Origin of the sequence: Mesorhizobium sp. M0029 (assembly GCF_040323735.1) — a bacterium.
Taxonomy (GTDB): domain Bacteria; phylum Pseudomonadota; class Alphaproteobacteria; order Rhizobiales; family Rhizobiaceae; genus Mesorhizobium.
The window spans coordinates 70,803-96,549 of the sequence record NZ_JAMYVF010000024.1 but is presented as its reverse complement, the minus strand read 5'-3'; the positions used below and the strand labels follow the sequence as shown (position 1 = coordinate 96,549).

26 protein-coding genes are annotated in these 25,747 nt (G+C 63.7%); 6 read left to right on the top strand and 20 right to left on the bottom strand.

What is annotated here, in order from left to right:
* Positions 1–30: 30 nt before the first annotated feature.
* From NKJ76_RS28545 to NKJ76_RS28500, 10 genes are all read right to left on the bottom strand, one after another.
* Positions 31–912, bottom strand: a complete 882-nt coding sequence (locus NKJ76_RS28545) for an AAA family ATPase (protein ID WP_352538919.1) — start codon at positions 910–912, stop codon at positions 31–33.
* Between the two features lie 7 nt (positions 913–919).
* Positions 920–1,924 (bottom strand): xanthine dehydrogenase family protein molybdopterin-binding subunit, encoded by a 1,005-nt coding sequence (locus NKJ76_RS28540; RefSeq protein WP_023699673.1) that lies wholly within the window; start codon positions 1,922–1,924, stop codon positions 920–922.
* A 1-nt stretch (position 1,925) separates the two neighbouring features.
* Positions 1,926–3,293 (bottom strand): xanthine dehydrogenase family protein molybdopterin-binding subunit, encoded by a 1,368-nt coding sequence (locus NKJ76_RS28535; RefSeq protein ID WP_352538918.1) that lies wholly within the window; start codon positions 3,291–3,293, stop codon positions 1,926–1,928.
* A gap of 11 nt (positions 3,294–3,304) precedes the next feature.
* Entirely contained in the window at positions 3,305–3,787 is a 483-nt protein-coding gene (locus tag NKJ76_RS28530; RefSeq protein WP_352538917.1) for a (2Fe-2S)-binding protein, read from the bottom strand.
* A 60-nt stretch (positions 3,788–3,847) separates the two neighbouring features.
* Complete coding sequence (locus tag NKJ76_RS28525; RefSeq protein WP_352538916.1) at positions 3,848–4,642, bottom strand: FAD binding domain-containing protein; 795 nt, start codon at positions 4,640–4,642, stop codon at positions 3,848–3,850.
* A 16-nt stretch (positions 4,643–4,658) separates the two neighbouring features.
* Complete coding sequence (locus NKJ76_RS28520; RefSeq protein ID WP_023687951.1) at positions 4,659–5,102, bottom strand: SRPBCC family protein; 444 nt, start codon at positions 5,100–5,102, stop codon at positions 4,659–4,661.
* A 111-nt stretch (positions 5,103–5,213) separates the two neighbouring features.
* The gene (locus NKJ76_RS28515; protein WP_023733130.1) at positions 5,214–6,041 is read right to left on the bottom strand and encodes an AraC family transcriptional regulator; all 828 of its coding nucleotides are present in this window, start codon (positions 6,039–6,041) and stop codon (positions 5,214–5,216) included.
* 150 nt (positions 6,042–6,191) lie between these two features.
* Positions 6,192–6,962, bottom strand: coding sequence for an SDR family oxidoreductase (locus tag NKJ76_RS28510; protein ID WP_352538915.1), 771 nt, complete (start codon positions 6,960–6,962; stop codon positions 6,192–6,194).
* Positions 6,963–7,001: 39 nt separating this feature from the next.
* Entirely contained in the window at positions 7,002–8,000 is a 999-nt protein-coding gene (locus NKJ76_RS28505; protein ID WP_023673048.1) for an ABC transporter permease, read from the bottom strand.
* 41 nt (positions 8,001–8,041) lie between these two features.
* Positions 8,042–8,782, bottom strand: a complete 741-nt coding sequence (locus NKJ76_RS28500) for an ATP-binding cassette domain-containing protein (RefSeq protein WP_023696206.1) — start codon at positions 8,780–8,782, stop codon at positions 8,042–8,044.
* A 461-nt stretch (positions 8,783–9,243) separates the two neighbouring features.
* On the opposite strand from NKJ76_RS28500, the gene NKJ76_RS28495 reads away from it, so the two are divergent.
* Positions 9,244–10,233, top strand: a complete 990-nt coding sequence (locus tag NKJ76_RS28495) for a sugar-binding protein (protein WP_023673050.1) — start codon at positions 9,244–9,246, stop codon at positions 10,231–10,233.
* A 179-nt stretch (positions 10,234–10,412) separates the two neighbouring features.
* Complete coding sequence (locus NKJ76_RS28490; protein WP_352538914.1) at positions 10,413–11,195, top strand: FadR/GntR family transcriptional regulator; 783 nt, start codon at positions 10,413–10,415, stop codon at positions 11,193–11,195.
* 18 nt (positions 11,196–11,213) lie between these two features.
* Here NKJ76_RS28490 and NKJ76_RS28485 read toward each other — a convergent pair whose 3' ends face one another.
* Positions 11,214–12,152, bottom strand: coding sequence for an NAD(P)-dependent oxidoreductase (locus NKJ76_RS28485; protein ID WP_352538913.1), 939 nt, complete (start codon positions 12,150–12,152; stop codon positions 11,214–11,216).
* A gap of 117 nt (positions 12,153–12,269) precedes the next feature.
* Here NKJ76_RS28485 and NKJ76_RS28480 point away from each other — a divergent pair, with 117 nt between their 5' ends.
* Together NKJ76_RS28480 and NKJ76_RS28475 are read left to right on the top strand one after the other, a co-directional pair.
* On the top strand, positions 12,270–13,160 hold the full coding sequence (locus NKJ76_RS28480) for an NAD-dependent epimerase/dehydratase family protein (RefSeq protein WP_352463511.1): 891 nt from the start codon (positions 12,270–12,272) through the stop codon (positions 13,158–13,160).
* Between the two features lie 118 nt (positions 13,161–13,278).
* Positions 13,279–14,055 carry a FadR/GntR family transcriptional regulator gene (locus NKJ76_RS28475; RefSeq protein WP_352463510.1) on the top strand — a complete coding sequence of 259 codons (777 nt, stop codon included), beginning with the start codon at positions 13,279–13,281 and terminating at the stop codon, positions 14,053–14,055.
* A gap of 149 nt (positions 14,056–14,204) precedes the next feature.
* Here NKJ76_RS28475 and NKJ76_RS28470 read toward each other — a convergent pair whose 3' ends face one another.
* The 5 genes from NKJ76_RS28470 to NKJ76_RS28450 form a co-directional block, all read right to left on the bottom strand.
* Positions 14,205–15,311: a Gfo/Idh/MocA family protein gene (locus NKJ76_RS28470; protein ID WP_352463509.1), complete on the bottom strand. Its 1,107-nt coding sequence runs from the start codon at positions 15,309–15,311 to the stop codon at positions 14,205–14,207.
* Positions 15,312–15,344: 33 nt separating this feature from the next.
* On the bottom strand, positions 15,345–16,181 hold the full coding sequence (locus NKJ76_RS28465) for an ATP-binding cassette domain-containing protein (RefSeq protein WP_352538912.1): 837 nt from the start codon (positions 16,179–16,181) through the stop codon (positions 15,345–15,347).
* Positions 16,178–17,293, bottom strand: coding sequence for an ABC transporter permease (locus NKJ76_RS28460; protein WP_031199492.1), 1,116 nt, complete (start codon positions 17,291–17,293; stop codon positions 16,178–16,180). Before NKJ76_RS28460 ends, NKJ76_RS28465 begins: the two co-directional genes overlap by 4 nt.
* Positions 17,294–17,450: 157 nt before the next feature.
* Entirely contained in the window at positions 17,451–18,419 is a 969-nt protein-coding gene (locus NKJ76_RS28455; RefSeq protein ID WP_352538911.1) for a rhizopine catabolism ABC transporter substrate-binding protein, read from the bottom strand.
* Between the two features lie 63 nt (positions 18,420–18,482).
* Entirely contained in the window at positions 18,483–19,394 is a 912-nt protein-coding gene (locus tag NKJ76_RS28450; protein WP_352538910.1) for a polysaccharide deacetylase family protein, read from the bottom strand.
* Between the two features lie 374 nt (positions 19,395–19,768).
* Between NKJ76_RS28450 and NKJ76_RS28445 the strand changes: the two genes are divergently transcribed.
* On the top strand, positions 19,769–21,013 hold the full coding sequence (locus tag NKJ76_RS28445) for a DegT/DnrJ/EryC1/StrS family aminotransferase (protein WP_352538909.1): 1,245 nt from the start codon (positions 19,769–19,771) through the stop codon (positions 21,011–21,013).
* Between the two features lie 19 nt (positions 21,014–21,032).
* On the opposite strand, the gene mocR is transcribed toward NKJ76_RS28445, so the two are convergent.
* The 4 genes from mocR to NKJ76_RS28425 form a co-directional block, all read right to left on the bottom strand.
* Positions 21,033–22,502, bottom strand: coding sequence for a rhizopine catabolism transcriptional regulator MocR (mocR, locus tag NKJ76_RS28440; RefSeq protein ID WP_352538908.1), 1,470 nt, complete (start codon positions 22,500–22,502; stop codon positions 21,033–21,035).
* Position 22,503: 1 nt separating this feature from the next.
* Positions 22,504–22,710 carry a LacI family DNA-binding transcriptional regulator gene (locus NKJ76_RS28435; protein WP_023705614.1) on the bottom strand — a complete coding sequence of 69 codons (207 nt, stop codon included), beginning with the start codon at positions 22,708–22,710 and terminating at the stop codon, positions 22,504–22,506.
* A gap of 214 nt (positions 22,711–22,924) precedes the next feature.
* Positions 22,925–23,836 carry a myo-inosose-2 dehydratase gene (gene iolE, locus NKJ76_RS28430; RefSeq protein ID WP_023752959.1) on the bottom strand — a complete coding sequence of 304 codons (912 nt, stop codon included), beginning with the start codon at positions 23,834–23,836 and terminating at the stop codon, positions 22,925–22,927.
* 208 nt (positions 23,837–24,044) lie between these two features.
* Complete coding sequence (locus NKJ76_RS28425) at positions 24,045–24,332, bottom strand: DUF3175 domain-containing protein (protein ID WP_023673065.1); 288 nt, start codon at positions 24,330–24,332, stop codon at positions 24,045–24,047.
* A gap of 231 nt (positions 24,333–24,563) precedes the next feature.
* On the opposite strand from NKJ76_RS28425, the gene NKJ76_RS28420 reads away from it, so the two are divergent.
* On the top strand, positions 24,564–25,736 hold the full coding sequence (locus NKJ76_RS28420; RefSeq protein WP_050589864.1) for an MFS transporter: 1,173 nt from the start codon (positions 24,564–24,566) through the stop codon (positions 25,734–25,736).
* Positions 25,737–25,747 lie beyond the last annotated feature (11 nt).

Here is a 25,747-nt window from a genome sequence, read left to right as displayed (position 1 = left end):
GCCGGCGTTGCGCATTGCCGAAGTCCCGGCTCACCCCAGCGCCTCCTCGACAATCTGGCCAAGCTCCGGCGCGATCGCGGACAAATCCTCCTCGTCCTTGATAAGCACACCGATGGCGCGGCGGAAGGCTTGCGGCCATGGGCTGCCGCCTTTCTCCAGTATGGTGGCGGCGTTGGCCCATTCTACGGCCTCGGAGATGCCGGGCGGCTTGGCCAGCGGGCGGACGCGGATCTCCTGCACAGCGGCCGCCACGGCGCGGGCGGTGGTCTCGGCGACATCGCCGGCGCGCAGCATGATGATGGCGGCTTCGCGCTCGGCGTCGGGATAGCCGATCCAGTGATAGACGCAGCGGCGCCGGAGCGCTTCGGCGAGTTCGCGGGTGCGGTTCGACGTCAGGATGACGATCGGCTGCGCTTCGGCGCGGATGGTGCCGCGTTCGGGAATGCTGATCTGGAAGTCGGAGAGGAATTCCAGAAGTAGCGCTTCGAATTCGTGGTCGGAGCGGTCGATCTCGTCGACCAGCAGCACGCGCTGCTCCGGCGCCCGCAGCACCTGCAGCAATGGCCGCGCGATCAGAAAGCGGTCGTCATAGATGTCGATCTCGTGCTCGCCGGCATGGCGGATGGCGAGCAACTGGCGCTGGTAGTTCCATTCATAGAGCGCGTGTGCTGCGTCGATTCCCTCATAGCATTGCAGCCGGACCAGATCGCGGCCGAGGGCTTCGGCGATGGCCTTCGCTGCTTCGGTCTTGCCGACGCCGGGCGCCCCTTCGAGCAGCAGCGGTTTGCCGAGCCGTATCGCCAGGAAGATGGCGGTGGCCAGGCTGTCGTCGGCGAGATAACGCGAAGCGGCGAGACGGGATGCCACCGCCTCCGGTGAGGTCGCGACAGTCTCTGCGTTCGGCTCCTGCATGTCGTCCTCAGTTCGCCGCTTGCGCCTTCAGCGCGCGCAATATGCGCTCCGGCGTGATCGGCAGCGTGTCGATGCGCACGCCGACCGCGTCGAAGACGGCATTGGCAACCGCGGGGATCTGCGGGTTCGCGCACATTTCGCCTGGCCCTTTGGCACCGTAAGGACCATCCGCCGACGGCCGCTCCAGCACGATGATCTCGGTTTGGGCGAGATCGCCCGGTCCCGGCATCAGATACTGGTTGAAGTCGGTGCCGCCATGGTCGCGGTTGGGATAATAGGGCTCGGTCGTTTCGTAGAGCGCGTGGCTGATGCCCATCCAGGAACCGCCGACCAGTTGCTGCTCGACCATTTTCGGGTTCAGCGCGCGGCCGATCTCGAAGACGTTCTTCACGGTCAGCACCGTAACTTCGCCCGTCTCGTCATCGACCTCGACTTCGGCCACCGTGCAGGCATGGGCGTAGCAGGTCGACGGCTTCATCGCGCCGGTCTCTTTCTCCGGATAGGAGCGCGGGATCAGGAACATGCCGCGCCCGGATATCGAGCGCCCGCGCTTGAAATGCGCCGACAAGGCGACATCGAAGATCGAGATCGACTTTTGCGGCGCGCCCTTGACCAGAATATTGCCCTGGCCGTCAGTTTCAAGGTCGGAAGCGTTGACCTCCAGCTCTTCCGCCGCCACTTCCAACATCACCTGGCGCGCTTCCTTGGCCGCCTGGATGACGGCATTGCCGGCGCGGTGGGTGCCGCGCGAGGCGAAGGTGCCCATGCAGTGCGGACCGGTGTCGGTGTCGGCGGTGTCGATGGTAACCCGGTCCGTCGGCACGCCGATGGTCTCGGCGCAGATCTGCGCCATGATCTGCTTCAGGCCCTGGCCGAGATCGACCGACGAAAGTGTGACCATAAAATTGCCGGTCGGCGTCGAATGCACCAGCGCCTGCGTCGGGTCGCCGCCAAGGTTCATGCCCGTCGGGTAGTTGATCGCGGCGACGCCGCGTCCGCGCCTTATCGCCATCTCAAGCTCCCTTCGTGTAGGAGGACATCGCCATATACTTCTCCGCCACCGGCCAGTTGGCGGCGCGCGACGCCTCCTGCATGCACTCGATCAGCGCCGCTCCTTCGGTCGGCTGGCGATGCGCCTTCATGTCGCCATCGCGATAGGCGTTGATGAAGCGGAATTCGAGCGGGTCCATGCCGATCAGCCGCGCCAGCTTGTCCATCTGCGCCTCAAGCGCGAAGTCGCCGATGGTGACGCCGAAGCCGCGCATGGCGGAGGAGGGTGTGCGGTTGGTGTAGACGCAGTAGGTGTCGATCCAGACATTGGGAATGGTGTAGGGGCCGGGATAGTGCGCCGCTCCCTTCTGCGCGCCATAAGGCGAGTGGCGCGAATAGGCGCCGGCATCGGTGTAGCCGGTGACCTTGCGAGCCACGATGCGGCCATCGTTCATCACGCCGTCCTTGATGATTATCTTTTCGGCGGCGCGGGGTGAGGAGATCTGCATCTCCTCCTCGCGGCTGTAGATGAAGGAGACGGGACGTCCTGTGAGCTTGGCGCCAAGAATGGCGATCGGCTCGACGATGACGTCGACCTTGCCGCCAAAGCCGCCGCCGACAGTGCCGCCGACGAAATGCAGTTTTGAGCCGGGCATCTGCAGGATGATCGACGCGTTGTCGAGAGTGAAGAACATCGCCTGGGTGTTGGTGTAACAGGTGAAGCGGTCATTGCCTTCCGGCACCACGACGCAACCCGTGGTCTCGGTCGGCGCATGCTCGATCGGCGAGGACTGGTAGCTCTGTTCCAGGATGTGGTCGGCGCCGGCGAAGCCCGCCTCGACATCGCCAAAGCGCACCTTGCGGCATTCGCCGCTGTCGTAGAGGTAATAATTCTGGCCGTGATATTCGTTGACCAAAGGCGCGCCGGGCTTCAGCGCTTCCTCCATGTCGAAGACGGCCGGCAGCACCTCATAATCGACCTTGACCTTGGCTGCCGCTTCCTGAGCCGCGCGCTCGGTCTCGGCCAGCACCGCCACCACCGCCTCGCCCCTCCAGCGCACCTTGCCGTCGGCCAGCACCGTTTCGTCTTCCGGTCCGACCTGGATCAGGATCAGGATGGTGTAGACATTGTGCGGCACATCCTTGGCGGTGAGGATTTTCACCACGCCGGGATGCTTCTCCGCTTCGGAAGTGTCGATCGAACGGATGCGGGCATGGTGGTGCGGACTGCGCACCATTTTCAGGTGAAGCATATTCGGGACGTTGCGGTCGGCGAAATAGGCGGTCTTGCCCGTCACATGTCCCGGCGAATCCAGCCGCGGCCGCCCATGGCCGATCTCGTGCAGGCCGTCCTTGCGCTGATCGGCGAAATAGTTTTTGCGCAGTTCCATTCTTTTGGTCCTTAGGCCGCGTTCTGCGAATTGGCTCGGGCCGCCGTCAGCACCGCCTGGATGATCGGCTCGTAGCCGGTGCAGCGGCAGATATTGCCGGACAGCGCCTCGATCACGTCCTCGCGGCTCGGATTGGGCGTGTGGTCGAGCAGCACCTTGGCGGCCATGATCATGCCCGGCGTGCAGAAGCCGCATTGCGTGGCGAAGGCGTCCAGGAAGGCACGCTGCAGCGGATGCAGGACGCCGGCCTCAGCGAGGCCCAAGGTGGTGCGGATGTCGGCGCCGCTGCAGGTCTCGGCCAGGGTCAGGCAAGAGAGCCGGAGTTCGCCGCCGATGATGACCGAACAGGCGCCGCAGGTGCCCTGGTGGCAGCCGCCCTTGGGCGAGGTGTCGCCGATCTTGTCGCGCAGCGCGTGCAGCAGCGTCGTGCCGCTGTCGACAAATTCGGCCTTCTCCGAGCCGTTGAGCGTGAACTGAACCGGAACCTTTGCCATGTTTTCCTCCCAGCGCGCCTGCCCGGTTGATCGGACAGACGCGCGCCCCCCAAGCGGTGGTTAAGTAAGCAGCAGCCGGCCGAGATGGACCGGCAGAACCTCGGCGCGATACCAGGCGCTGGCGATCGGGTCGGTGATTGGCGAAGTGCCTTCACCGGCTGCAGCCAGCGCCGCTGCGACGCCGTCCTGCTCGAGCCTGCTGCCGATCAGTGCCTTTTCCGCAGCACGGGCGCGCATCGGCCGGTCTGCCATGCAGCCGAGCGCGATCCGCGCCGAGGAGATAGTGCCGTCGCCGGCCTGTTCGAGAACGGCGGCGATGCTGAGTACCGAGACGCCCTTCGGCTTGACCCGCGACACTTTCAGGAAGCGGAAATTCTCGGCCTTCGGCAACGCGAAGGCGACTGACGTGACGATGGCGCGGCTGTCGTCCCGCCTGGCCAGAAAATCCTCGATAGGCAATTCCCCATCATCGGTGCCGACCGTCGCATCCAACGCCAGCAGGGCGACAGCGAAATCACCGTAGGGCGCGGGTGCGAACAGATTGCCGCCGACAGTCGCCATATTGCGGATCGCCGGGCCGCCGACGGCGCGCGCAGCCTTGGACAGCGCCGCAAGCTCGGGATGGCGGGCGATGGCCGCCATTGTCACCGAAGCGCCGATGCGGACCTTGCCGCCGGCAACGGTGATCCCGGAGAGGGTCGGATCGGTCGAGCGGACGAGGCCGGTGACGGAGACATCGCCTTCATTGGCGGCGCGCACGACCAGCGTGCCGCCGCCGAGATAGCGGGTGCCGGGCGCCTTCAGCGCCGCGTTGGCATCCCTGACGGCCGAAAAGGTCTGGAGAGCAAGCGCCATGGCAGTCTCCCCTGGTTCAGCTCTGGCCAGAAAAATGGCTCTTCAACGCATTGAAGCCACCCTGGAAGACATTGGCGGCCATGCCGGCGGCGATCTTGTCGGCCTCTTCGGGCGCCGCGTCGAAAGTTGCGGTCCATTCAGCATAGGTGCGGTCGCCGTCGGTCACGCGGCGCAATTGCAGCGTTGCCTTGTGATTGGTCAGCGGCTGCGGCGTCTCCAGGATGGAGTAGCTGACGCGGAAATTCGAATCGGAGAAGTCGAGCAGTTTCTCGCGGATACGCGCGCCGCTGGCGAGCTCGAAATTACGCACGCAGCCGATGGTTTCGGCGCTCTTGCCGTCTTCGATATGGCTCTTGACCATGCGCGGATGCCAGCCCGGCAGGCCGTTGAAGTCGCGTATACGCGCCCAGACCTTTTCGACCGGCGCGTCGATGACGCTGGAGACGGTGACTTCAGCCATATGATCATTCCCCTACGAATTCGATACGCTGCAGGGTAGGGCGGCGGCCGGCGCTGCGCTTATCAATGGGTCTTGCGGCCCTATCAAGGAGTCTGAAAAAGAACGGCCCGTTCAGGCCATGGCACGCGCCGCTTCGCGGTAAAGCGTCGGCGGCACGCCGACATGGTCGCGGAAGAAGCGCGAGAAATTGCCCTGGGTGGTGAAGCCGAGATTGCAGGCGACCGAGATCAGCGGCTCCTGCGACCACTGCAGCTGCCGCACGGCTTCCTCCATGCGCAGCGTGTTCCAGTAGACGTTGGGCGTCAGATTGGTCTGTTCCTTGAATAAAGCGAAGAAGTGCGGCCGCGACAGGCCGACGCTGCGGGCGACGTCGTCGAACGAGATGCGCTCGCAGACATTGGCCTTCATCAGCTGGATCGCCTTGCGGACGCGGAAATCCTGCATGGTGTTGACGCGGATGCGCGCCTCCTGCGGCGCCGAGGCGTCGGCAGCGTCAAGCACGCTATCGATGAAGCGCTCGATCTCGTAATTGGCGACGTCGTCGATGCTTTCATTATCGCTCAAATGATCGAGCAGGTTGGCGGCGGCCTGGTGCAGCCATGGTTCGAGCGTGATCGCAGCCTGTGCAAACAACGGCGCCGACGAAGGCAGGTCGCGGCGCCGGCGCGCCCAATCCGGATCGATGTAGAAAGCGAGGAACAGGCCGGGCCTGCCGTTCTGCGACAGAATGTGGCTGTGTGGCTGGTAGGAATTGATGCCGGCGGCGGTGCCGGGACCCAGCGGCACCGTCTCGCGGCCGACGGTCATCTCGCCGGCCGTGCCCTCCAGCCAGATGATGATGTGGGCCTCGACATGCGCATGGGTGACGAAGTCGCTGGCGACATTCAGGACAGAAACATGTCCGAACCGGCCCCAATAGAGCCTGATCGCGTCCGTCATGGGTTATACCTCCCGCAGACGACTGGCCTCCCTTCGCCTGCGACGGGATTGTGCGGCTGAGTTCGGGCTCGCGTCAAGGCGCGGGGCGAAAGCCGCTGTGTGCTGCCGGCCGTAGTGGTGGATTTTCAGACTGAGCGATAGGGTTTCCCGTCAAACCGAAGCCGTCATGCCGCCGTCGACATAGAGCGTATGGCCGTTGACGAAGGACGAGGCGTCGGAGGCGAGGAACACGGCGGCGCCGATCAGTTCGTCGACATACCCCCAGCGGCCAGCCGGCGTGCGCTTTTCCAGCCAGGCGGAGAATTCCTGGTTGTCGACCAGCGCCTGGTTCATCTCGGTGCGGAAATAGCCGGGGGCGATGGCATTGATCTGCAAGCCGTATTTCGCCCAGTCGGTGCACATGCCACGTGTCAAATTGCGGATTGCGCCCTTGGTGGCCGTATAGGGCGCGATGTTGGGCCGGGCGAGTTCGCTCTGCACCGAGCCGATGTTGATGATCTTGCCCTTGCCGCGCGCGATCATATTGCGGGCGACCGCCTTGCCGGCATGGAAGGCGCCGGAGACATTGGTCTTGAACAGCCGCTCCCACTGCTCCTCGGGAAAGTCCTCGAGCGGAGCGCGGAACTGCACGCCGGCATTGCTGATCAGGATGTCGATGGCGCCGATCTCGGCCTCGATGCGGGCGACATCGGCATCGACCGCGCGAAAATCCGTCACGTCGAAGGTCGAGGGGTGCGCTTTGAAGCCGGCGTCGCGCAAGCCGGAGACAGCACCGGCAACCTTGCCGGCATCGCGGCCGTTGAGCACGACACTTGCGCCATGCTCGGCAAGGCCGCGCGCCAGCGCCAGGCCGATGCCCTGGCCGGAGCCGGTGATCAGCGCCAGCCGGCCGTTGAGCTCGAACAGGGATTTCGATGTCAAGGCGACGGTTTCCAGCCGAAAGGTTCAGTCCAAAAACATTCAGTCATTGCGCCTGAAGTTGCGGATCCGGTCGAACAGCACCGCGAGCAGGATGGCGCCGCCGATGAACACGCCTTGCCAGAAAGCATTGATGCCGAGCAGACCAAGGCTGTTGCGGATCACTTCGATGAGCGCGGCACCGACAATGGCGCCGAAGGCGGTGCCGACGCCGCCGGCGAGATTGGCGCCGCCGATGACCGTGGCGGCGATGACCTGCAGTTCCATGCCGGTTCCGAGATTGGTGGTGACGGCGCCCAGCCATCCGGTCTGGATGATGCCGGCAATGCCCGCCGCCAGCGCCGAGATCATATAGACGGCGACCTTGATCTGCTTGACGGGAACGCCGGTCAGCGTCGCCGCGTGCTCATTGCCGCCAATGGCGAAGATGTGGCGGCCAAACTTGGTCCAGCGCAGCGTGAAGCCGGTGATCAGCGCCAGAAGGATCATGTAGAGCACCGGATTGGCGATGCCGAACACCCAGGCACCGCCGCCCAGCGCCAGAAGCTTGTCGTGATCCGGGCCGAACTGGAAGACGACGGTGTTGTTGGAGGCGACCATGGCGAGGCTGCGGGCAATCGACAGCATACCGAGCGTCACCACGAAGGGTGGAAAGCCGAGATAGGCGATCATGATGCCGTTGAAGGCGCCTATGGCGAGCGCGGTGGCGATCGAGGCGAGGATGCCGACCTCGATGGAGTAGCCGGCATGCATGGTGACGGCCAGCACCATCGACGACAGGCAGAGCACCGAACCGACCGACAGGTCGATGCCACCTGTGATGATGACGAAGGTCATGCCGAGCGCGATGATGGCGACGAAGGTGATGTTGCGGGTGATGTTGTAAAGGTTCTTCGACGTGGCGAAGGCGTCGGTGGCAAAAGACAGGAACAGGCAGGCCAGGATGACCGCGATCACCACCCAGAAGGTCTGGCTGGCAAACAGTCTTGCCGGCAAGGATTGCTGCTTTTGTTCGATCGGCTGGTCAATTGTCAGTGCCATCGTCGACCTTCATGTGCTGTGCGTGGTGAAATTCGCTGAGATCAAACCTGTTCGATGGCGCCGGTGATCAGCCCGGTGACTTCCTCGGGCGAACTTGACGCAATCGTCTTGTCGGCGACCTTGCGGCCGCGCCGCATGACGATGACGCGGTCGGCGACGGTGAACACGTCAGGCATGCGGTGGCTGATCAGCACCACTGCGATGCCCTGGTCGCGCAAATGGCGGATCAGGTTCAGCACTTCGGCGACCTGGCGCACCGAGATCGCGGCCGTCGGTTCGTCCATCAACACGATCTTCGCCTGCGACAGCATGGTGCGGGCAATCGCTACTGCCTGGCGCTGGCCGCCCGACATCTGCTTGACGAGGTCGCGCGGACGGGTCTCGGACTTCAACTCGGCGAAGAGCTGGCCGGCGCGCTTGTACATGGCGGCATAGTCGAGGATGCGTAAAGGGCCGACGCCGCGGCGCAATTCACGGCCGAGATAGACATTGGCGGCAGCGGTCAGATTGTTGCACAGCGCCAGGTCCTGGTGGACGATCTCGATGCCGTGCTGGCGAGCTTCCGCCGGCTTGTGCAGGATCAACTCCTTGCCGTCCATGCGCATGACGCCATGGCTGGGGCGGAAATTGCCGGCGATCATCTTGACCAGTGTCGACTTGCCAGCGCCGTTGTCGCCCATCAGGCCGACCACCTGTCCGGGCTCGATCGACAGCGACACGTCGTTGACCGCCTGGATGGCGCCGAAATGCCTCGAGATGTTGGTGAGTTCGAGAACCGCCACCAGTCTTTGCCTCCCCGTGTTTTGCGACCCGCTGCTGTTCCCGGCGTGAATGCCGACGCTGCTTTGGCCCCGCTCTCCCCATCTCCTCCCGGAAACAGCGTCAGCGTTCTTTTACGCAAAAGCCGGCGCTCGTCAATCAATTGTCGGACGAATTGAAGCCTTGGTTATCCAAAAATCCGTTTTGTAGGACAAATAGCATTGACGTTGGCCGCAAGCCGATATTAGCTAAGCGTCGGAGGAGATTATGCCGATGCCGCTGGCGGTTAGCCGGGCGGAAGGAGGTTTATCGGTCGAGGTTGCGGCGCCACCCATGTGTTGAGCCGGGCCAATGCCGCATCTGGAAATGCTTATCGATCTGTCTTGGCGACACGAGTGCTCGTGAAACGAACCTCGGTCATCAAGCATCCGGTCGATCTGTGTGGCGGGCACGCCGTGTCCGTCTGTTTCAAGGGAGGACTGACATGAGGAAAACACTTTTGCTCGCCGCCGTCGCCGCCATGGCGCTGGGCGCCGGGCCGGCTTTGGCCAAGAAACAGCTCGTCATCGTGGTGAAGGGGCTCGACAATCCATTCTTCGAAGCCATCCACCAGGGCTGCGAGAAATGGAACAAGGAAAATGCCAGCTCGGAATATGAATGCTTCTACACCGGCCCGGCATCGACCTCCGACGAGGCCGGCGAGGCGCAGATCGTTCAGGACATGCTGAGCAAGGCCGACACGGTGGCAATGGCGATTTCGCCATCCAACGCGCCGCTGATCGCTCAGACGATCAAGACCGCCAATCCGACGATCCCGATCATGACGCTCGACGCGGATCTCAGCAAGGAAGATGCCGCGTTGCGCAAGACCTATCTCGGCACCGACAACTATTTGATGGGTCACAAGATCGGCGAGTACATCAAGAAGGGCAAGCCGAACGGCGGCACGATCTGTACCATCGAAGGCAATCCCGCGGCCGACAACATCCTGCGCCGGGCGCAGGGCATGCGTGACGCGCTGTCGGGCAAGGAAGGCCTGGCGGCACTTGCCGGCGAAGGCGGCTGGACCGAAGTCGCCGGTTGCCCGGTGTTCACCAATGACGACGGCGCCAAGGGCGTGCAGGCGATGACCGACATCCTCGCCGCCAATCCCAAGCTCGACGCCTTCGGCATCATGGGCGGCTGGCCGCTGTTTGGCGCACCGCAGCCCTATCGCGACCTGTTCGGGCCGCTCAAGGACCGCATCGCCAGCAACGACTTCGTCATCGGCGCCGCCGATACGATCGGCGATGAAGTGGCGATCGCCCGTGACGGCCTTGTAACCGCTCTGGTTGGTCAGCGGCCGTTCGAAATGGGCTACAAGGCACCGTCGGTGATGATCGATCTGGTCGAAGGCAAGGCCGTCGCCGATCCGGTGTTCACCGGCCTCGACGAATGCACAAAGGACACGGTCGACACCTGCATCCAGAAGTAGGTTCTCGATTTCGGGGCGCCCTTTGACGGGCGCCCCGTCTCTTCCCGGACGGACGCAACGGTTGGGGCAGCAGGCTCCGGCTTTGACGCGTCTGTAGTTTGGATTTTCGGCAACGAGATCGGCGCGCCGTGCAGGTTCGGACCAGTCCGGACGCAGACGGCCGACGCATTGGAACGTGAATGCCGGACGAGAAATCAAAGAAGCGAACCGAGCGGGCCAAGGCACAAGCCAGCCGCGGTCCGGCTGTCATGCGCAGGGCCGGTGCCGCCCATTTTCCGGGAGCGAGCGTCCATGTCTCGCTGGCCGGCGAGATCGGCCTCAGAATCGTGCGCGGCGATTATCCGCCCGGCACCATTCTGCCCAACGAGGCCAAATGGGCCGAGATCTTCAATGTCAGTCGTTCGGCGGTGCGCGAAGCCATCAAGATGCTGATGGCCAAAAGCCTGCTGGCTTCACGGCCCAAGATCGGCAGTTGGGTCGAGCCCAGGGAACGCTGGAACCTGCTCGACCGCGATGTGCTGGCCTGGTACGCGACCGGGCCGGACCGGGAAGCCTTCCTGCGCACGGTGCAGGAGTTCCGTCACATCATCGAGCCGGAAGCGTCGGCCTTTGCCGCCACGCGGCGCAACGACGAGCAGATGGACGAGATCAGCCAGGCCTGTCGTGAGATGGGCGAGGCTCTGAACCTGCAGGAGCGTATCCGCGCCGATACGCGTTTTCACCTCGCCATACTGCGCGCCTCGGGCAACGATCTGCTGGTGCCGCTTGGCGTTCTGATCGAGTCGGCGCTCGATCATCTCTTTGTCTTCGTCACACGCGAGACCAGCGATCAGCGGCGGGCGCAGGCGCTGCATGAGGCGATCGAGAAGAACATCCGCCTGCAGCGTCCTGCGGCCGCGCGCAATGCGGTGCACAAACTGCTCGCCAACACCGACGATGTTATCGGCCGGTCGAGGCGCTGACACAGGCTTTTCGCCACCTCAAATCGTCTGCTTCTTGCCATCCTTGCTGGGCATCAGGTCGACGCCGTTGACCTTGCCGATATATGTCGCCAGCATCGGCACGAATTGCTCGGCCGGGCCAGTGGCATGGGCACCGGCGAAGGAGTTCTTGGTGGCGTTGCCGAGCGGGTTGGCGATGCCGGCCGCGCCCGCCATCGATTCCAGATAGGTCAGGTCCTTGAAGGCGTTGGCGATGGTGAATTTATGTGCGTCGCGGTCGCCCTCCAGCGTCCAGCGCATGAAGGTCTGGTAGAAGCCGCAATCCATGCGGCCGTTGCGGATGACGCTGTCGAAACGCGGTGGCGAGATGCCGACCTTTTCGGCCAGCGCCAGCGCCTCGGAATAGATCGCGGCATAGCCCAGCGAGATGAAGTTGTTGAGCAGCTTCATGCGGTGGCCGTCACCTGTATCGCCAATATGGACGATGCGGCCGGCCCAGGTTTCGATGACCGGCTTCACACGGGCAAACAGCGCGTCGGGCGCGCCGACCATGGCGTCGAGCGTGCCTTCCCAGGCTTCCTTCGGGGTGCGGCTGAGCGGTGCATCGACGAAGTCGACGCCGATCTCCTTCAGTTCCGCCGCCAGCGCCACCGTCGAGACCGGATCGGCGGTCGAGCAGTCGACGACGACCGAACCCTTCTTCAAGCCCTCCTTGAGGCCGCCGGGGCCGCGGATGATGGCTTCCACTTCGCGCGAGCCGGTGACGCAGATGAAGACCATGTCGGACGCCGCCGCCACGTCGCGCGAAGTCGCCGCCTCCTTGGCGCCCCGGCCAATCAGGTCCTCCGCCGGCTTGCGGTTCTTGCGGCCGAGGAAGGTCAGGCCATAGCCCTTGTCGACGATGTTCTTGGCAATACCGTGCCCCATCAGGCCAAGGCCGATAAAGCCGATCTTTTCGCTCGCGGCGGTCGTGGTCATGTCTTGAAGTCCTGTTGCGATGATTGATAGTGGGCGCCGCCGTCTGGCGGGCGAGGGTGGTTGCGGAATGCCATATTGTCTGACAATACACGGAAATCCTAGGCATTGGAGACGAAAATGACGAAGCGGATCATGTTCACCGGCGGCAGCGGCAAGGCCGGTCGCCATGTCGTGCAATATCTGGTCGAACAGGGCTGCCAGGTGCTCAACATCGACACCAAGCCGCTCGACAATCCCAAGGTGCGCACGCTGATCACCGACATCACCGACAGCGGCCAGGTGTTCAACGCGCTGTCGAGCTATATGGGCCTGCATGAATTCGACCCGTCGCTGCGGCCGCAGCCGGTCGATGCCGTGGTGCATTTCGCCGCCATACCGCGCATCATGATCACGACCGACAATGAGGTGTTCCGCATCAATGCGATGGGCACCTACAACGTCATCGAGGCGGCCGTGAAGCTCGGCATCCCGAAGGTGGTGATCGCGTCCAGCGAGACCACCTATGGCGTGGTGTTCGCCAACGAGCCGCGCGATCCCAAATATTTCCCACTCGACGAAGAATACGACGTCGATCCGATGGACAGCTATGCTCTGTCCAAGGTCGTCAACGAGCACACGGCGCGCGCCTTTGCGCAGCGCAACGGCACCGATATCTATGCCTTGCGCATCGGCAACGTCATCGAACCGCACGAATATTCGCTGTTTCCGAAGTGGTTTGCCGATCCGGGCTTTCGCAAGCGCATCGCCTGGAGCTATGTCGACGCGCGCGATCTCGGCCAGATCACGCTGCGCGCCGTTGAAACGGACGGGCTCGGCTTCCAGGTGTTCAACGCCGCCAATGACGACACCTCGTCCGACCTGCCGACCGCGGAACTGTTGAAGCGGTTTTATCCCGACGTGCCGGTCAAGACGAAGCTCGGCGAATATGAAACGCTGCTTTCCAACCGCAAGGCCAGGGACATGCTCGGCTTCCGTCCCGAGCACAGCTGGCGCAAATACGTCAAATAGGTCTGGCAAATTGGGCTTTGGGGCAAGGTTATAACCTGATCTGTGCACAGCCACAGGCTTTGCCGCCTGCGCCCGGCCCTCTGCTTGACAGCTTTCGAAATCCGGACTTTGTGGATGCATGAGGGACGGAAAGCCGAATAAGGGAAAGAAGTCTGACAAGACTGAGACAGCCGAGCGCCCGGCTGCCGTTCGGCGGGCTGACGCCACCCGGGTGCCCGGCACCAGCGTGCATGCCTCGCTGGCCAGCGAAATCGGGCTTCGGATCGTGCGCGGCGACTATCCGCCAGGCACCATCCTGCCCAATGAAGCCAAATGGTCCGAAACCTTCAACGTCAGTCGCTCTGCGGTGCGCGAAGCGATCAAGATGCTGATGGCCAAAAGCCTTTTGGCATCGCGCCCCAAGATCGGCAGTTGGGTGGAGCCCAGGGAGCGCTGGAACCTGCTCGATCGCGATGTGCTCGCCTGGTACGCGACCGCGCCCGACCGTGAGGTGTTCCTGAAGACGGTGCAGGAATTCCGCCACATCATCGAGCCGGAAGCGACTGCCTTCGCAGCCATGCGACGCACCGAGGAGCAGATGGCCGAGATCAGCCAGGCCTGCCGCGAGATGGGCGAGGCGTCGAGCCTGCAGGAGCGCACGCGCGCCGACACACGTTTCCATCTGGCCATCCTGCGTGCCTCCGGCAATGACCTGCTGGTGCCGCTCGGCGTGCTGATCGAATCCGCCTTCGATCATCTGTTCACCTATACGACGCGCGAACTCGACGATCTGCAGCATGCACAGCAACTGCACGAGGCGATCGAGAAGGCCATCCGCCTGCAGCGGCCGGAGGCGGCCCGCAACGCGGTGCGCAAGCTGCTCGCCAATACAGACGGCGTCATCAACACCCGGTAGGATGTGCTGAAATTCAGGTGAGGCGGGCCTGCAAACGCCGGCTTTCTGCGCTTCCGGTGCTCACGTACTTAAGTACGCTCCGCTCCGGTTCTCGAAACCCAATGTTTTCGGCGCGGCCTGACCTGAATCTCAACACATCCTGCGAGCGCTCAGCCGGCCTGCGAAGTGGCCAAATGCTGCTTGGTCAGCGCGATCAGCAGCGCCTGGTCGCGCGCGGCGTGCTCGGGGCGGTTGACCACCTCGTCGCCATTGACGATCGCACCCCAGAAGCCGCGCAGTTCCTCGATGAAGGCTTCGCCGTAGCCGGCGCGCAGATCCTTCGCCGACAGTGTGTGGCCGTCCGAGGTCTTCACAGTCAGCCGGGTCGGGTGATGGTTGAGCCAGGGCGAGGGGAATTCGAGCTCGAGGCTGGCATCGTCGAAGAACAGCGTGATGCGCTCCTTGTAGTCGGCGAGCTTCGGCACGGTCAGATGCGTCATGGTCCACAGCGCCTGGCCGTCGAGCAGTTTTACCGCGCCCTGGCCGCCATCGCCATTGGCGAAGATCTGCGCGCCGACGACCTCCCCATCCGGCACGCTGAGCGCGTCGAGCAGGCCGTGTACGGCATTCACATCGTGAATCAAGGCGGAGCTGTAAGCGGCGGTAAATCCACGGAAAGCCAGATCGTTGAAAGGCTGGCCGATAGCGCGTTCGACCTGTTGTTTCTGCCTGGCTTGCGCGGCGGCAATCAGCTCCTCGGGAATGTCGTTGCCGCGCTTGTAGCGCTGGTGGGCGATGAACGGCCAGGCGTCGGGATCGTTGACCTCGACCGAGACGGACCGCAGCGTCTTTGCCGTGCCGGGCAGCGAGGCCAGCGCCAGCCGGTAGCTCGGATCGAAGCGCTTCATATAGCCGACCTGCATGACCTTGCCGGCCTTGTCGCGCGCGGCGACGATCTCGGCGATTTCCGCCGGGGAATAGCAGAGCGGCTTTTCGCAGAAGACATGCAGGCCGCGCCCGAGTGCGGCCAGCACCTGCTCGTGATGCAGCGGGTCGGGCGAGCCGATCACGACGGCGTCGAGCTTATGGTCGAACAGTTGCTCCGGCTTTTCGAAATTGGCGAAGCCGTGAACTTCGCTGACATATTCCCGCGAAATCCTTGACGGGTCGGCGACGCCGACCAGTTCGAACAGGTCGCCGAGCCGCAACAGGTTTGGAATATGCTCGACCTGCGAAATCATGCCGGCGCCGATGACGCCGACCCGTATCCTGCTCATGCTGTCATTACTCTCTGCAAAAGTGTTCCAGGCTCAGGGTGCGGCGGCCGGCCGATTGCCGATCTGCGCCAACAGCCCGGCAATCTCAGCTTCCACCGCCTTCAAATCCTCGCCGCCCGACATGATGGAAATCACCTCATCGCGCGAGATCTCGGACTTGGCGTATGTGCCGCGATTGCGGCCGCGGTTGAGCAGCGTGAAAGTGTCACCGACGGGGTAGGCGTGGTGGATGTTGTGGCTGATGAAGATCACCGCCAGCCCGCGCATGCGCGCCTCGATGATGAATTTCAGCACCATGGCCGCCTGATGCACGCCGAGCGCCGAGGTCGGCTCGTCAAGGATCAGCACGTTTGCGCCGAAGTGGACTGCGCGCGCGATTGCCACCGATTGGCGCTCGCCGCCCGACAGCGTGCCGACGGCCTGCGTCGGGTCGCGCACGTCGATGCCGATATCGGCCATCGCCTGACGGGCTATTGTGTTGGCGCGCTCCTTGTCGAAGCGCGAGAAGGGCAGGCGGCTTCTCGTCGGCTCGCGGCCGAGGAAGAAGTTGCGGGTGATCGACATCAGCGAGATCATGCCGAGGTCCTGGAAGACCGTCGCGACGCCGAGGTCCTGCGCGTCGCGCGGGCTGCGGAAGGTGACGGGCTTGCCGTCGACGAAAATCTCGCCCTTGGTCGGCCGGTGCACGCCCGACAGAACCTTGATCAGCGTCGACTTGCCGGCGCCGTTGTCGCCCAGCAAGCAGTGCACCTCGCCGGGATAGACCTTGATGTCGATATCCTGCAGCGCGCGCACCGAGCCGAAATTGACCGATACACCACGCAATTCCATGGCTGGCTGGATGGCCGGGGATGGGTTTGGATAGGTCATTTGCCACCTCCGCGTCCGAGCGCCTTGAGGCGGATGTAGTTGTTGACGAGCACGGCCATCAAGATGACGATGCCGAGGAAGACCTTGAACCAGTCGGTGTCGATGCCGGTGTAGAAGATGCCCATCTGCACCAGGCCGAAGATCAGCGCGCCGAACAGCACGCCATAGACGGTGCCATAGCCGCCGGTGAGCAGCACGCCGCCGATGACCGCGGCGATGATCGCCTCGAATTCCTTGAGCAGGCCGCGCGTGGTGTCGGCGGAGCCGGCCTCCATCACCTGGATGGTGGCAAGCAAGGTCGCGGCACAGGCGGTGTAGATGAACAGCGCGATCTTAACCCGGTCGACCGGCACGCCGACATTGCGGGCGGCATTGAGGTCGCCGCCGGTGGCGAAGATCCAGTTGCCGTATTTGGTCTGGGTCAGCACGTAGCCCGCCAAAGCTGTCAGGCCGAGCCACCAGACGATCGACATCGGAATGCCGACGACGAAGGGAATGCCGTCGGTACGGGTGGCGATCCAGCCTTGCGTGCCCATCCATTGGAAGAAGCCGGTCAGGAGATGGCCGTTGAACAGGCCCGCGGTTGCCGGGTCCGGCGCGCCGTCGAGGATGTAGGGGATCTGCGTGCGGCCGGTGACGGCGCGGGTGATGCCGATCGACAGGCCGCGCAGGATGTAGAGCGACGCCAGCGTCACGATGAAGGAGGGCAGGCGGGTCTTCACCACGATCAGCCCGTTGACGTAGCCGGTGAGGATGGCGACAGCGAAGGCGCAGGCGATGCCGCCCCACAGCGGCAGGTCCCAATATTTCACCGTCAGTCCGATGACGACGCCAGCGAAGCCGACCATCGAGCCGACCGAGAGATCGAACTCGCCGGCGATGATGAGAAGGGCTGCGGCCGTGGCGATGATGCCGAGTTCGGCTGCCAGCGTCAGGAAGGTCATCGACCCCTGCAGCGAATAGAGGTTCGACGCACCCGGCAGCAGGGCGAAGATGATGATGGTGGCGATGAGGCCGCCGGCGGCACCGGCTTCGGGCCGGCGCAGCCATTGCGTCAGCCGGCCGGTGCTGGCCAGCCGCTCGTCAGTGCCGGCAGCCCGTTTCGACGTCATGCCGAAACGGTCCTTGCCCAGTACCCCGGGGGCCGGCGCTTCTGGAGGTATCGCCTTGTCTTCCACAACAGCCATTAGGCTCCCCAATCGCTCACTTCGCAATCTCGACCAGAGACGGGGAGCGCATGGCGGCTCCCCGATCCGTTTTGGTCTTGCCTTAGCGGATGCCGTCCTTGGCGAGCGCCAGGATCGCCTTGGCCTTGTCGGGCGAGTCGATGAACAGCGGCCCGGTGTAGGCGTTGTTCTGCGGCCAGAAGCCATGTGTGGCATGCTCGACCAGATAGATCACCGGCAGGTATCCCATCAGATATTGCTGGGCGTCCATGCCGAAGCCCATTTCGCCGGCGACGACGGAATCCAGGACTTCGGGGCTGATGTCGAAGGTGTAGAGCTTGATCTTGCCGAACAGTTCCTTCTGCCGGAAGAACGGGATCAGCGGATTGGCGGCGGTGGCGCCGAGCGCAAACACCGCCTGGGTGTCGGGATGCGCCGACAGATAGGCTTCGGTGCGGCGCTGGATGTCGGCCGGATCGGGCGACACGGTAAGCACCTCGGTGCCGCCGCCTGACGGCTTCAGCCCGTCATTCAACCCCTGGCAGCGCTGGTCGAGACTGACATTGCCGACCTCGTGGTTGATGCAGACGACCTTGAGTGTGCCTTCCCTGGCCAGCCGCTCGCCGGCCTTCTTGCCGGAATCATATTCGGAGACGGTGCCGACATAGAGAGAGGTGCCGAGTTCGGCGCCTTCCTTCTCGCCGGAATCCAGGACGACCATCGGAATGTTGGCGGCAAGTCCGGCCTTGACCGATTTACCAAGTGCATTGGCGTCGGCAATGGAGACGGCGATGCCGTCTGGATTGGTGGCGATGGCCGCGTCGAGCAGGCGGGCCTGCTCGACCACGTCGAACACTTGCGGCGCATAATATTCGACCTTGGCGCCGGTGAGCGCCGCCGCATCGTCGACGCCGCGCTTGACCACCGACCAGTAGGGATCGGAGGCCGAGCCATGCACCACGAAGGTGATGCGGACATCCTTCGGGTCCTTCAGGCCCGCGGCCTGCACGACACCCGCCAGCATACTCATCGAGACAAGCGCGCCGAGCGCCAGTTTCAGAACAGTCTTCATGTCATTCTCCCATTGTCGTTGCAGTTCCAATTCCCTCTTTGCGCCTCGGCCGACCGGATCGGCTTACGGTGCTGCCCGGGTGGCCGCTTTGCGGGCCTTTGCCGGTGTCGATGCCCCGAGCCGTGCACGAAGCTCCTCGCGCAGCGGCTTCATGCCGATGATGTCGATGTCCTGCGCGCCGAGCCAGTCGCGAAAACCCTGGTCCCGGAAGAGTTCATATTCCTCGGTGCGGACATAGGCGGAGCGCGGCTCGATCAGTTCGAGCTCGCCCGGCGCATTGAAATGCAGGCAAAAGAAGGTCAGGCCTTCGCGGACCCCTTCGACCAATGCCTTGTAGGCTGGCTCTATCGGTTTTGAGCGTGGACGGCCCCAGGTCGTCTGTATGGCAGCGTCGAAGATGACAAAGCCCTTGGCCCGGGCTTCAGTGACGCCGCGCTGGAACGCCGCTTCGGTGACGCCGACGAGATTGTCATTGGGCGAATAGGCCGACAGCGTTTTGGTCAACAGCACCGGCAGCCGATATTCCAGGCCGAGCTTGATGTAGACGTCGCAAAACTCCGGCGACAGCGCTGCCCCCATATGGGCGTCAAGATGAGTGACGTCGATGCCGGCGCGGTAGGCGGTGTCGATCTGGGCGCGAAGCTCGGTTTCCACCGCTTGCGGTGCTGCCTTGCGGCGGGTGGTCGCGACATCGGGCCAGAAATAGCCGAACTCGTCCGTCAGGCCGGCCGCGCGCGACGGCGACGTCAGCGGCCGCCATTTGTAGTGCTGCTTTTCGCTGTTCAGCGTCAGGTGGACGCCGAGATCGAGCCGGGGATTGGCGGCTGCCGCTTCGGCCATCTCAGGGAACCATGGGCACGGCACCATCACGGCGCCGGAGCTGCAGGCGCCCAATGCGGTCAGTTCGAGGAAGGCGCTGTTGGCGCCATGGCACATGCCGACATCGTCTTCATGCAGGACGAGCTGTCGCGTCATGGACGGCCACCGTTTTGCCGGCCACCATCTTGCCGGCCACCATCTTGCGGGCCACCATCTTGCCGGCACGCCGGTTTCGAGGGTCTTCCAAAGTGTGTCCCGTGCTGCATGGAACCGACCGTTTGCCCAACTGGACGCGATGGAACGCCCAATGCGGGCTTTCCGACAGGGCCACTTCAGCGAATTCGGATGGGTACGATTTTCCGCGGGCCTGCGTTCTGGAATGCCGATTTCATTCGCTATGCCCACAGTCGGCGCTAAACGCCGCTCCGACGTGAGCAGGATGGCTTGGTCAGATCGCAGCGGAGTGGTTCTTTCAAACAGCGGCCGCAGGCGTACTGCTTTCACACCATCAAGCGATGTGGAGACTTGCCATGTACACTGCCGGCGAAGAAGAGATCGAAGCCATTGCCAGGGTGATCCGCTCGGGTGCGCTGTTTCGCTATGGCGAGAACAGCGAGTGCAACCGCTTCGAGGCCCGCTATGCCAGGCATCTCGGCGTCGAGCATTTTGCGCTGGCCGCCAGCGGCACCTATGGGCTCGCCGCCGGCCTGATCGGCCTCGGCATCGGCCCGGGCGATGAGGTGCTGGTGCCGGCGCACACCTATATGGCGACCGCGACTGCGGTTCTGTCGGTCGGCGCCATTCCGGTCATTGTCGATATCGACGAGAGCCTGACCATCGACCCGGCCGCTCTGCGCGACGCGATCGGCCCGCGCACCAAGGCGGTCATCCCGGTACATATGTGGGGTGCGGCCTGCAACATGAACGCCATCATGGACATCGCTAAAACACGCGGTCTGCTCGTGCTTGAAGATGTCTGCCAGGGCGTTGGCGGCGGCTATGAGGGCAGGAAGCTCGGCTCGATCGGCCATGCCGGCGCCTACTCCTTCAACTACTTCAAGAACATGACCTCGGGCGAGGGCGGCGGCATCGCCACCAGCGATCCGAAGGTGGCCGAGCGGGCGCGCTGCGCCATCGATCCGTGCCATTTCTACTGGCAGGGCCGCAGCGACAGCATCAAGCCGTTCGCCGGCATCGGCGCGCGCGCCTCGGAACTGATGGGTGCAATGCTCAATGTCCAGCTCGACCGTCTCGACGGCATCATCGAGGCGATGCGGGCGGAGAAAAAGAAGGTGCTGGCCGGCACGCGCCATCTCGGCAATCTCGGCCTGACACCGTCGCCGATGAACAGCCCGGACGACGATTGCGCTGCGCAGGTGATGTATCTGCTGCCCAGCGAACAGGCGGCGCAGACTTTTTCGAAGACCATTCCGAGCGTCATTGCCGGCAAGACCGGCCGCCACAATTTCACTCAGTGGGATCAGGTGCTGATGCACGAGGGCGCGCATCATCCGGCGCTCAATCCGTACACGCTGCCGGAAAACAAGGGCCTGCGGCTGACCTATGCCGACGACCTCGGCAAGGGTTCTCTCGACATCCTCAACCGCACGGTGATGATCGCGATGAATCCGGCGCATGGCGACGCCGACATCGACGACATGATCCATAACATCGATGCGGCGGCCCGTGTGGCGCTGGAGAATGCCTCGCTCGACGATGTCGAGGTGCGCAAGGCAGCGCCCGTCGATCTGCAGAAGTTTGACAGCGTGAATTGAAGAGCCGCGTTGAACCGGCTTATTGCTGCCGGTCCAGCCGCATGAAGGCGGCGCGCAGCGCCAGCACTGCGCGCAGGATCTGGCGTTCGTCCATCGCGGCGTAGCCGAGCAGCAGGCCGTGTTCCGGCTCGCTCGAATGGTAGTTGATCGAGATGCCCTGCACGTCGAGGCCCTCCTTGACGGCAGCGGCGACGACGTCACTGTCCTTGTAGGGTCGGACAAAACTGGCCAGCAGTTGCATGCCGGAATCGTTCTCGGTCACTGTCAGCCATTCGGCCAGATGCTCCTGGCACAGCTTGACGAAATTGGCTTGCCGGCGCGCATAAAGGCGGCGCATGCGTTTCAGATGTGTGGCGAAATAGCCTTGCGTGATGAAGTCGTTGACCGTCGCCTGCAGGATCAGCGGCGCGAACTGGCCGGTGATCGAGACGGCACGGTCGAAGGGCACGGACAGTTCGCGGGGTACGATGAGATAGCCGATGCGCAGCGCCGGGATCAGCGTCTTGCCGAAGGAACCAATATAGACGACGCGGTCGGCATGATCGAGGCCGCGCAGCGCCGGCACCGGCCGGCCGCGATAACGATATTCGCCGTCATAATCGTCCTCGACGATCCAGGCGCCGTGGCGTTCCGCGATGTCAAGCAGCTGCAGTCGTTCCTCGATGCGCATGATGGTGCCGAACGGCCACTGGCAGGATGGCGTCACATAGATCAGGCGCGGCGGCGGCAGCTCTGGGTCTGCGAGATGCCATCCAAGGCGATCGACCTTCAAGGGCGCAAGCTGCGCGCCGCTGGCGAGAAAGGCGCTCTTGGCGCCGAGATAGCCGGGCTCCTCCATCCAGACATGATCGCCTTCGTCCATCAGCACGCGCGAAGCGAGGTCGAGTGCCGCCTGCGCGCCGGTGACGATGATGACCTGGTCGGCGGTGCAATTGATGCCGCGCGACAGGCTTATGGTCGAGGCGATGGCCTGGCGCAGGCCGGGATGGCCGGCGAAGGAGATATAGCCGAGCAAATTCTCATCGCGGCTGCGCGCATTGCGCACCAGAAGGCTCGACCAGATGGTGAAGGGAAAGGATGCCGATTCCGGCACGCCGGGATGGAAGTTGATGACACCGGCATTGCGCGGCGGCTGCGGGCCGTTGACGATGGTCTGACCGCGCCGCGAGAGCTTTTGCGGAGCGGCAAGCCCGGCGCGCAGCGCGGCCGGCGGGCGTTTCTGCTGGATCGGCGCCACCCAGGTGCCGGACCCGGCGCGCGCCTCTATAAACCCTTCGGCGAGCAGCTGGTCGTAGGCGGCGATCACCGTGTTTCGGCCGACCTTGAGATCCTCGGCCAGCGAGCGTGTCGATGGTAGCAGCGTGTTCTGCTGGATCTGGCCGTCGAGGATGAAGCGCCGCAGGGCGCCATAGATCTGTCGGTGCATCGGTTCGTCCGAGCCGCGGTCGACCGACATGATGTCGAGGGAAAGGCGCATGTGGTCGGCCAAGCTAGTCTCCGACGAGCCTGGCTGCGCGCGCGATCTTTTCTTCGTTAAGCAGGCAAACGGTCTCGAGCACCAGCCGTCTGGTTGCGGGACGGACCTCACGGCTGTTCTTCAGCGCGCGGTGAACGGTTGCCGCGCCGAGTTCCGCCTTCTCGGCGATCTCACGGATGGTGCAAAGCCGTTCCATGCCGAGTGCCGCCTCGAATGCCATGTCGCTCCTCCATCCGCATCAAGGCATGCCTCGTCGCCAGCCTCAAGCTTGAAACGCCGGGCCGGCAACTCGGGGGCAAAAATTTCGATGCCAAGAACTGTGCGATCCGCGCCGCCAAGGGAGGGCGGCGGCGCGGATCGCCGGGCGCTTTCGCGTCGCTACCCCTACCGAGGCGCGCGCCCAACCGGCCCAACCACCAGCCCCCCGGCGGTGGTTAGGCCAAGTCTCGTATCGCGACGTCGAACCCGGCCGCGCAGGCCGATTTGAGAAGCGAAGCGTAACCTTTCGTGGCATAGGTCAAGGGGTGTGCCTTGGCCGGATCCTGCTCGGCCTCGACGACGATCCAGCCTTCGAAGCCGCGCTTGGCCAGCGGCTTCAACAGCGACAGGAAATCGACGGAACCGTCGCCGGGCACAGTGAAGATTCCTTCCATCACTGCCGCCATGAAACTCATGTCCTCGCGCCGTGCCTTCTCCAGCACGGCCGCGCGGACGTCCTTGCAATGGAAATGCACGATGCGGTCGAGATGCCGGTTCAGGAGGGAGGCCGGGTCGCCGCCTGAGAACAGACAATGGCCGGTATCGAACAGCAGGCCGACGCTCTTGCCGGTTGCGGCTATCAGCCTGTCGACCTCGTCATCGCTCTCGACGATGGTGCCCATATGGTGATGGAAAGCCATGCCGACGCCGAAGGCAGCCATGCGGTCGGCGAGTTCGGTCAGCTTCTCGCCATAGGCGGTCCATTCGCCGTCAGCGAGGCGCGGACGCTGTGAGATCGGCGCGAAAATGCCGTCATGACGGCCGCGCGAGGTGTCGGCATAGACGACGACCTTGGCGCCGAGGTCGCGCAGCAGGGTCAGATGCGAGGTGAGGGCGGCGAATTCCTCGTCGACCGTGCGGTCCAGAATGCGGCCGTCATACCAGCCGGAGACGAGCTCCAGTCCGTAAGAAGACAGGATCGGTCCAAGCTCGTCGCTTCGCCTGGGGAATTTGCCGCCGAGTTCGGTGCCGCGATAGCCGGCCTGCCTGGTTTCCGACAGGCATGTCGCGAGCGGCGTATCGCCGCCGAGTGCGGGAACATCGTCATTGCTCCAGGTGATGGGATTGATGCCGATCTTGACCGTCATGCCGCTACTTCAAAGGGCTCGGGGAAACACAAAGCCGAGGCCGGCAAACTGAGGGGAAAGAGGACCTGTCACTAGGTCCAGTTGAGGTGAATTTGGTAGAGCCAATCGGGAGCGCTAAAGCGCGTCCCGTTTGAACGGACTAAGTCGACGCGCTTAGGTCTTTGCATGTCGTTGTCTCAAAACCGGCGCCACTTTTGAGCGACATGCATTAATCCTGCTGCGGCCTTCCGAAGGCCGCGCGCAGTTCGTCCTTGGCGTCCTCGAGCACTTTCCGGCGCGCCTGCGGCAGGTTCTTGCCGGCGCGGTTGATGTAGAAATTCAGCATCGACATGGCCGACTGAAACGGCTCGGCCTTGCGGCGGTCGCTGTGCTCGGCCGAGCGCTTGAGCGAGGCCGCGATCTTCCTGGCGTCGTCGGCTTCGAAGATGTGGTCCTCGAGGTCCATCGCATCGCTGTGCTCGGTCACCTCGGCCGACCATTTCTTTTTCGCGGTCATGACAAACTCCTTCCTGTCGCAAAAACTCGGGCAGGCCGCCGCCGGTTCCCGAGAAAGTCGCCGGGCCGCTGGAGCCACGGATCATGGCCCTGTGGCGCTGCCCGTCGCGGTGAATGCGCCGATAGTGGCGACACAACGGTCGACTTCCCAGGACCGTAGACAGGAAACGCCTTGACCCCGATCGTCGCCAATCAGGCGGATAGCCCCGGCATCGACAGCAGCTACGCCTGGATGCGGCTTGCCATCTCCATGCTGCTGGCGACGATCGGTGCAGTCGGCATGTGGGCCGTCGTCGTCGTGCTGCCGGCCGTGCAGGCCGAGTTCGGCGTTGACCGCGCCGCGGCATCGATGCCCTACACCGCAACCATGGTCGGCTTCGCCGCCGGCAATGTGCTGGTTGGCCGCGCGGTCGATCGCATGGGGTATTGGATCCCGGCACTGCTATCCTCGGTGGCTCTCGCCGCCGGCCTGCTGCTCGCCGCGCTGTCGACCTCTATCCTGCAATTCACCCTTGCCCAGGGCGTGCTGATTGGTGTCGGCACATCGGTGATCTTCGGGCCGCTGATCGCCGACATCTCGCACTGGTTCAACCATCGGCGCGGCGTCGCCGTCACGGCGGCGGCTGCTGGCAACTATCTCGCCGGAGCGCTCTGGCCAACCATCATGCCGACACTGATCAAGGCGGAAGGCTGGCGCTTCACCTATGCCGGCATCGGTGTCTTCTGCCTGGTCACCATGGTGCCACTGGTGCTGTTGTTGCGGCGCGCTGCTCCGACGGCGGCTGCCGCCGGTTCGCCCGGAAGCCGGCCAGTGCAGTCGATTTCGCTGTCGCCGGCGGCGTTACAGGTGCTGCTGATCGTTGCCGGTCTCGGCTGCTGCGTGGCGATGTCGATGCCGCAGGTGCACATCGTCGCCTATTGCATGGATCTTGGCTACGGCATTGCGCATGGCGCCGACATGCTGTCGATCATGATGGCGGCGGGCGTCGTCAGCCGGCTTGCCTCCGGCTTTGTCGCCGACCGCATCGGCGGCGTGAAAACCCTGCTTATCGGTTCCGTGCTGCAATGCCTGTCGCTTTTGTTTTACATCCCGTTCGACGGGCTTGCCTCGCTCTATGTCGTGTCGCTGGTGTTCGGCCTGTCGCAAGGCGGCATCGTGCCTTGCTATGCCATCATCGTGCGCGAATACCTGCCCGCCAAGGAGGCCGGCCAGCGTATCGGCATCGTCATGATGGCGACCATCTTCGGCATGGCGATCGGTGGCTGGATGTCGGGCTGGATCTACGACCTGACTGGCTCTTACGCCGCCGCGTTCCTCAACGGGATCGCGTGGAACTTGCTGAACATAGTGGCCATCGGGCTGCTGCTGTGGAAAGCAAAACGCAGTGCTGCCCTGATGGCTTAGGAAGGCAGGAT